The organism is Mesorhizobium sp. M0626 (genome assembly GCF_040320665.1).
Lineage (GTDB): Bacteria > Pseudomonadota > Alphaproteobacteria > Rhizobiales > Rhizobiaceae > Mesorhizobium.
This window is the reverse complement of record NZ_JAMYQD010000050.1, coordinates 1-6,333: the sequence shown is the minus strand read 5'-3', so window position 1 is coordinate 6,333 and position 6,333 is coordinate 1. Positions and strand designations below refer to the sequence as shown.

At 62.4% G+C, this 6,333-nt stretch carries 8 protein-coding genes and 3 pseudogenes; 8 read left to right on the top strand and 3 right to left on the bottom strand.

Going from position 1 to position 6,333, the window contains the following annotated elements:
- Positions 1 to 199: pseudogene (locus NKI37_RS31775) on the top strand (transposase); the annotation flags it as partial.
- A 98-nt stretch (positions 200 to 297) separates the two neighbouring features.
- Here the strand turns inward: NKI37_RS31775 and NKI37_RS31770 are convergent.
- The 3 genes and pseudogenes from NKI37_RS31770 to hemN form a co-directional block, all read right to left on the bottom strand.
- A pseudogene (locus tag NKI37_RS31770) lies at positions 298 to 396 on the bottom strand (hypothetical protein); the annotation flags it as partial.
- A complete protein-coding gene (locus NKI37_RS31765; protein WP_286497557.1) occupies positions 380 to 553 on the bottom strand; it encodes an isopentenyl transferase family protein in 174 nt (57 codons plus the stop codon). The pseudogene NKI37_RS31770 and the gene NKI37_RS31765, both read right to left, overlap by 17 nt.
- A 198-nt stretch (positions 554 to 751) precedes the next feature.
- Complete coding sequence (hemN, locus tag NKI37_RS31760) at positions 752 to 2,182, bottom strand: oxygen-independent coproporphyrinogen III oxidase (RefSeq protein WP_023756575.1); 1,431 nt, start codon at positions 2,180 to 2,182, stop codon at positions 752 to 754.
- Positions 2,183 to 2,535: 353 nt separating this feature from the next.
- Here hemN and NKI37_RS31755 point away from each other — a divergent pair, with 353 nt between their 5' ends.
- The 7 genes and pseudogenes from NKI37_RS31755 to NKI37_RS31725 all read left to right on the top strand — a co-directional run.
- The gene (locus NKI37_RS31755; RefSeq protein ID WP_156951538.1) at positions 2,536 to 3,039 is read left to right on the top strand and encodes a hypothetical protein; all 504 of its coding nucleotides are present in this window, start codon (positions 2,536 to 2,538) and stop codon (positions 3,037 to 3,039) included.
- Positions 3,036 to 3,494: a hypothetical protein gene (locus NKI37_RS31750; protein WP_156933853.1), complete on the top strand. Its 459-nt coding sequence runs from the start codon at positions 3,036 to 3,038 to the stop codon at positions 3,492 to 3,494. The genes NKI37_RS31755 and NKI37_RS31750 overlap by 4 nt, the downstream gene beginning before the upstream one ends.
- Before the next feature lie 41 nt (positions 3,495 to 3,535).
- Positions 3,536 to 3,814 carry a hypothetical protein gene (locus tag NKI37_RS31745; RefSeq protein WP_023703294.1) on the top strand — a complete coding sequence of 93 codons (279 nt, stop codon included), beginning with the start codon at positions 3,536 to 3,538 and terminating at the stop codon, positions 3,812 to 3,814.
- A gap of 223 nt (positions 3,815 to 4,037) precedes the next feature.
- On the top strand, positions 4,038 to 4,850 hold the full coding sequence (locus NKI37_RS31740) for a hypothetical protein (protein ID WP_352791830.1): 813 nt from the start codon (positions 4,038 to 4,040) through the stop codon (positions 4,848 to 4,850).
- A 50-nt stretch (positions 4,851 to 4,900) separates the two neighbouring features.
- Positions 4,901 to 5,125, top strand: coding sequence for a hypothetical protein (locus tag NKI37_RS31735; RefSeq protein WP_023703296.1), 225 nt, complete (start codon positions 4,901 to 4,903; stop codon positions 5,123 to 5,125).
- Positions 5,126 to 5,396: 271 nt separating this feature from the next.
- A complete protein-coding gene (locus NKI37_RS31730; RefSeq protein ID WP_156933855.1) occupies positions 5,397 to 6,011 on the top strand; it encodes a hypothetical protein in 615 nt (204 codons plus the stop codon).
- Positions 6,012 to 6,176: 165 nt separating this feature from the next.
- Positions 6,177 to 6,333: pseudogene (locus NKI37_RS31725) on the top strand (transposase); the annotation flags it as partial.

Below are 6,333 nucleotides of genomic sequence, written 5' to 3'. Positions count from 1 at the left end.
AACATGCTGGAGCGGCTCAACGAGGAAATCCGCCGGCGCACCTATGTCGTGCGCATCTTCCCCAACACCGAAAGCTGCCTGCGCCTGGTCAGGGCCTTGGCCGTCGAGACCAAATGAAAACTGGATGGAGGCCAACCGATACATCAACATGGACGACCTGCGCGAGCACAAGAAGCTCACTCTGCGCCAAGCCGCATGACCAGCATATGGCCGCCCCATTTTGCAGGACTTGACGCACACAACCCGCTTTGCTCTCTCTACAAAGGCATCGGAGTTGCCGAGCCGCAACCGCCTTACATGCCACTGAAAGCCAGCCCGATGCTGACTCGCGCCATGTGAATTAAGAAGGGAGATCGAGCCGGCTTCGAGTGAGCCCAGGCTAAGATCTAAGCTCACCCACGTGCATGATCAGCTTACGACGGGCAGTCACGGCGTGGATGTGCCCGCGGTCAGGAGGCGTATCCAAGTAAACCCGCTGGGTAGATTGCAGTTCGGGATCCGAGGCACGCCCGCTGCCCGTAGCGATTTGAGGACAGCATTGTACACGATCCAACGCAATGACCGGCCGTCCGGCCTCTCGTGCAATTTAAATTGAAACGTCTGTCTTGCCGCTGCAGGTCGGCCCGTAAATCAAATGGATTAGCATGTGTTTACCGCTTAGAAGCCCTTGTTTTCGAACTAACTGCCGACAACAAACTGGATAGGCTGTTCTCGTGGTTCGGTCCAGTTCACCAACGCCTATGTCGACATTTTAGGGCGCTTCACTACTAACGGGCACCGCACGATGGCAGCTCGTTCTCTCCGGCAAAGATACTCCCTGTGTTAGCTTCCGTGTTGTGTGCTTGCCCTCACCTGCGGGATACGGAAGGCCATCCCTAAAAGCATCGAATGCGGCAGCGACAGCGCGAATCCCAAAGCGATGCTCCCGCCGTACGCGGACAAAACCGTTTTCGAAGTCCACTATTCCGACCTTGGCCAGCATCGCCAAACGCTCATCTGAACCGCGAAGACGGATCAAATCAGATCCGTGGGCGACACAGATTGCCGGCACGTCAGCCTCGAAATCGCACATTAATCGCTCGATGATTGCGGCTCGCAGGCGGTCGTCGTCTGTGAGGCGATGGCCCTTCGATGTCGCCAGTCGGCCAGCTGCGATGTGCCGGATGTAGAAATCCCGTGTAACTTCGTTTTGAACGTACCCCTGGCCAAAGCGGCCGATAGCCGACGCGCCGAAACCGATCAGGGTTCTGCAGGTATCGGCAGAGTAGCCCAACGAGTTACGTCGCAGGCGACCTGTTTCCTGTGCCAGCACGAGCTCGTCGTGCGGCAAGGCGAAATGGTCGAGCCCGATCTCTCGGTAGCCGGCGGCAACCAGCGTCACGGCGGCAGCCGCATGCTGTTCAGCGCGGGCAGCGCTGTGGGGAAGAAATTCCGCCTCGATGAGGCGCTGGTTCTTTATTTGGGATGGGATATGCGAGTAGCCGAACAAGGCAAGCCGGTCGGGGCGCATGGCGACCGCCGCCCTCGCCGTCTCGACGCACGACTCCACCGTTTGACGCGGCAGGCCGTAGATGAGGTCGAAGTTGATCCGGTTTACTCCATGCCGGCGCAGCATTTCCACGGCAGCCGACGTCTGGGCCTCGCTCTGGATTCGGTTGATCGCTTTTTGAACAATGGGATCGAAGCTCTGTACGCCCAGGCTCGCGCGGTTCACGCCGGCCGCTCCCAAGCCTTCCGCCATCTCGGGCGTGAGCGTGCGTGGATCGATCTCGATGGCGACCGTAGCTGTTTTCGAGATGGCGAAGCGGCATCGCAGGAACTCCATCAGAGCGAGGAACTCGGCTGGTCCGATGAGAGACGGCGTTCCGCCGCCGAAATGTATGTCGCTCACGGGCAGCGTCTTCGGCACTCGCTCACAAACCAGACGGATCTCGTCACGCAGCGCCGCCAGATAGTTGAGGATGGGCGCATCATGGCGGGTGATGGTGGTTGGGAAGCCGCAATACCAGCAGGCTGATCGGCAGAACGGAACGTGCAGATAGAGTGACACCGGATCCTCAGCCGGCAGGTTCCTGAGCCATGCCTCATAAGCCTCGGCGCCGACCGCCCCGGAGAACTCCGACACAGCCGGATAGATAGTGTACCAAGGCAGCCGGGCCTCTCGAAATTTCGTGGTCTGCAAAGGCACAATCCCATACTGATAACAACCAACCCTACCCACCGCGCCCGCCTGGGTCCTTGCGCTATGTCAGTCCGTTCCGTTGGGCTCGAATCTAGATCTTTTTTAGCAATGGGCCACAGGCGCCGCTGCCCATCACTTCGCGCTACGGCACCCTGAACGACGTTTACGAGGCCCCGGACGCCGATGACTGGGAATCGACCAACTACGCCAATCTCGTCGGCTCGCCGGATGCGTCGACGCTGCGAGCGTCCGGCCGGCTCCGGGCCCTCAAGCGGCTCTTCGCGCCGACGCCGGGGGGCAAGGACCTCCTTGACCAGGGCGCCAGCGTCGATTTGGTGTTGCCGGTGGCAAGCGTGACGGATCCGCTCTTCAATCGGATCCTGGGGGGACTGGCGCCCCTCAAAACCGGTGGCGCGGAACGAGCCCCGATCTGCATCTTGAAAGGCGCGTTTACCAGCCGATGGAGCGCCTCGACCGATCGCGTGCTCGACCGCTTTGAAGTCGCCTACACGCCCTCCCCGTATAATGCACCTGCAAACCGGCCCGTGCTCGCACAGCTGAGTGACTTCAACCAGCTGAAGCTTGCGCCGGCGAGCGACGATCCCGAAGTCATCGCCCGCGCGCCCAAACTGAGCCGTTCCGGACGTGTCGTGACCTTCCTCACCTATCCCGATGCGGCGGTGCCGATGCCTTCCGCGGGCCACCTGCCCGCCACGGCGCCTTGGCTGGTCGCAGCGCCTCCTCCGAGCGGGCGGTTCTTTGGCTATTTCCTGTCGCATTCTTCACACAGGACGCCCGCGGCGAGGAGCGCGACGCCGAGACGGAGCGGCTGGCGAGCGAAACGCTGCGCTTCATGAATTACCTGACCCCGCAATTGGCTTGGACGCTCGACGGATACCTGCAACATCAATACACGCAGCGCTACCCGTTGACGGCCCCGACGGTGATGTTGCCGCTTGCAACCGATATCCAAACCCCTGCCACAGCTGCGCTGCGGGACGACCATGGCAGCGAACTGCCGCTGATGGGCTGGCGGTTCTATCTCTCGCCTGCGCACTTCGAACTTGGTTTCTTGCGGCAATACCTCAAGAAGGCTCTGGCGCCGGCTGACAATGGCGAGGCAAGGCCAACCGCGCTCCGCTCCATTTATGAGCCGCTGGCGGACCTGATTCTGGCCGTGGACCGCGGCAGCGCCGAACTGGTGTTGCAGCGCTGGGCCTATGAGGCCGATGCCCGCGCGGGGGCGTGCCGTCGCAGAGCGGCGCCCTCACCGCAAACGTGGCAAAGGTTGGAACACACAAGCGCGCGCTAAAAGCGTCTGATTCACCTAATGAATTCAAGATCCTTCGGGACTTGCTGCGCCAGCCGCTCGACAAGTTCCAAGCCGCCGTCAAGGTCTTCGCCTCTGGCGTGAAAGACGACTGGCTGACGATCACGATACCGTGCCCGGCTGGATGGAGCGGACTGGGCTCCGCAAGCCCTGTCACTGACGGCAGCGACGTGCTGCGCCTCGGCCTTCGCCTGGAGCGCCCGAGCGATGCGGTGGTGCCGGCGGGCATTGCCGACCCAATGCGGCCGCAGGCCACGCCTGGATTTGGCCTTGCAGTCGACAAGAACGAGGTCGCCATCTAACCGGAACTGCAAGGCGACACCTTTGCCGATCTGCATGACGGGGCGGCCACAGAGCTGGGCAAATATGTCTCGGCCAGCATGAAGACCTCACTGCGCGAACGCCTCGACTGGCTGCGTGCGATCCGGGCCGCGCCCGCGCTGCGCTCGCCGCTCCGACTCGCCCGCCGACGCCTTTGGCCTGCGCAACACCGTGCGGGCTCTCCTGCCCGACGTGGCCGCACGCATGGCCGCGCTGGTGACCTATGTGCACAATGACGACCCAGCTTCGGGTACCGACGCGCTGTTCGAACACGTCAAGGACCTTTCGGCAGAGCTGGCCGGCCATCTTTCGATGACGCTGAAGAGCCTGCTCATCATACCCCGGGGCTCTTCGCCACGACCAAGGGCTTCGGAGTGGCGATCTTCGAACCCGATTCCTGTACCCAACGGCTCTACTCCTTGCAATTGCGTAAGCAGATCCATCCCGCACCCGCGCCAGGCGAGACCGCTAGCGACCCGTCGCGCTTTGATGTCGACCGTTTCCTCTTTCCTCTGTTCCACAACGCTGTGGCGGGGCGTTACGTTGTCGATATACTCGACGACGCCCGATATGATGACGAGTTCGAGATCGATGGGAGCGTTTTTGACCCGCCGCGGCCGCTGTGGACACGCGGCGGACCTGGCGTTGTGCTTGGGTCGGGCGGCGCGAAACTGCGCCCCGGCCCGCCAGATCGAAGCCGATGTCGTGCATTGGAACCCGAACTGGACCGAACCGGTCGCCCCGAACACCCGGCGCTTCTACCTGCTGCCCTCGCGACGTCGGCCCGCGACGCCAGTGAAGCAGAAGCCCAGCGCCGACAGCGGACCGCCTCGCGCGCCGCTGCCGGTGAATCTGACAACGCCCATGCGGCCCCTGAACGATCAGCTGGCCGACCTCCTGAAAGGTCGTCTCGATGATAAGAAGATGGTGGCCTTCGGCTCGGGCGGCACAGGGCTAAGAGCGAAGCGCCGCAATCCAACCCTGACAGGGCTGATCCAGCCGACAGCAATGGGCTAGCCGCGCCCGGCTGGTGGCATCTCGAGAGCTATGCCTCCGAGCACTATTTCGTGCTGGAGGGTGACGAGGAGTCCTCGGGCTCCGAAGGCCCATTCCACAATGACCGCATCCGCATCGAGGTCGAGATTGGCGACAGCCCGTTCGTGGACGAGGATGCCGTCGCGCCAAAGACATACGCCGTCGAGGGTGAACTCGGCGACTGTTCGCATACCAGCGTCTGCGGGTCGCAAACCAAGCGGCGTGATCCCGAAGCCCGCCAAGATCTCGCGTGCTAACCTTGAGAAGCAGCTCCGCGACTGGCTGGCCCCAACGACTGCCGACGATGGGCTCCTGGTCCCGGCGCCGCCGGTCGTGGACTCCGGCAAGCGAGCATCGCAGAAGGGTAACAGCACGACTGTCGTGGCCGGCTTCACGCCCCAGCAAATCGGATGCCGCGCAGCGGCTCGAGAATCAATGGCCGCAAGGGATTGGCGCGGTGCTGGCCGCCGAAATCATGGATCTCGATGCCGATCCAAAGCCGCAGGATCGCTTGTGCTGAGGGTGGTTGTGCTGGACGAACCCTGGCGCTACGCGCGCGTGCGGGTCCGGATCGAGCGCAACAAGGCGGACGTCAACGACGACAAGCTGCCCGACATCAACCCGCTGTTCCAGATGATCGGGGAATTCTCCAGCTGGAGCAGTCATGGGCGCGAGCCGATGCTCCTTGATTTGCGCGACAGCGAGGGACTGGGCTTGCCAGCCGAGGCAGTTCAATTGGCTGCGAAGCTGACGCTTGGCGAGTTCCTCAAGAAAGATATGACTACTCCCCTCGACTACGGCGATCAGGTTGGGACAGCGGTTGACGCCCAATTCACCGCATCGGGTTTCGGGCGGCTTCCTCTGTGGAACCCCGATCGTGTTCGACTGGGGCAGTACGCGGTCTCTGGCATGGTGATCCAACTGCGAGCGGACCTTCATCCGCGCTACGCAAGGGCCGAGCTGAACGATCAGATTGAGGAGCGCATCGAGGAGATCCCGCGCGTACATTTGGCGCCCATGCCGTCCGACCCGACTATGCCAAGGCGTGACTTCGCGCCACTTCTCAAGGGCTTCACGCACACTGACGTGCCCTCGGCCATCATGCGGTGCGTATCAATTGGACCAACGCCGCCGGCGAGCTAATGGTGAGTTGCACGTGGCCAGTGCGATTCCAATCATGAAACGCAACGAGAGGCGCAGCCGAGCGATCTTGATTTTTGCTGATGCCATCGCACTAGGGTGCTCGATGCGACTCGAACGCGGCCTCGCCTTCGAAGCGCGGCTGTTCAGCGCCCTGCCCTCCTCGCGGCGCAGCGGGCATTGGTGGCGACGCTGGCGGAGGTATGTGCAGGGCGTGTCGACCCGCAAGATGAAGGCGATCACGGAAGAACTGTGCGGCCATGCCTTCTCGGCCTCGTCGATCTCGGCCATCAACAAGCGGCTGGACGAGAGCCTCGCTGCCTTT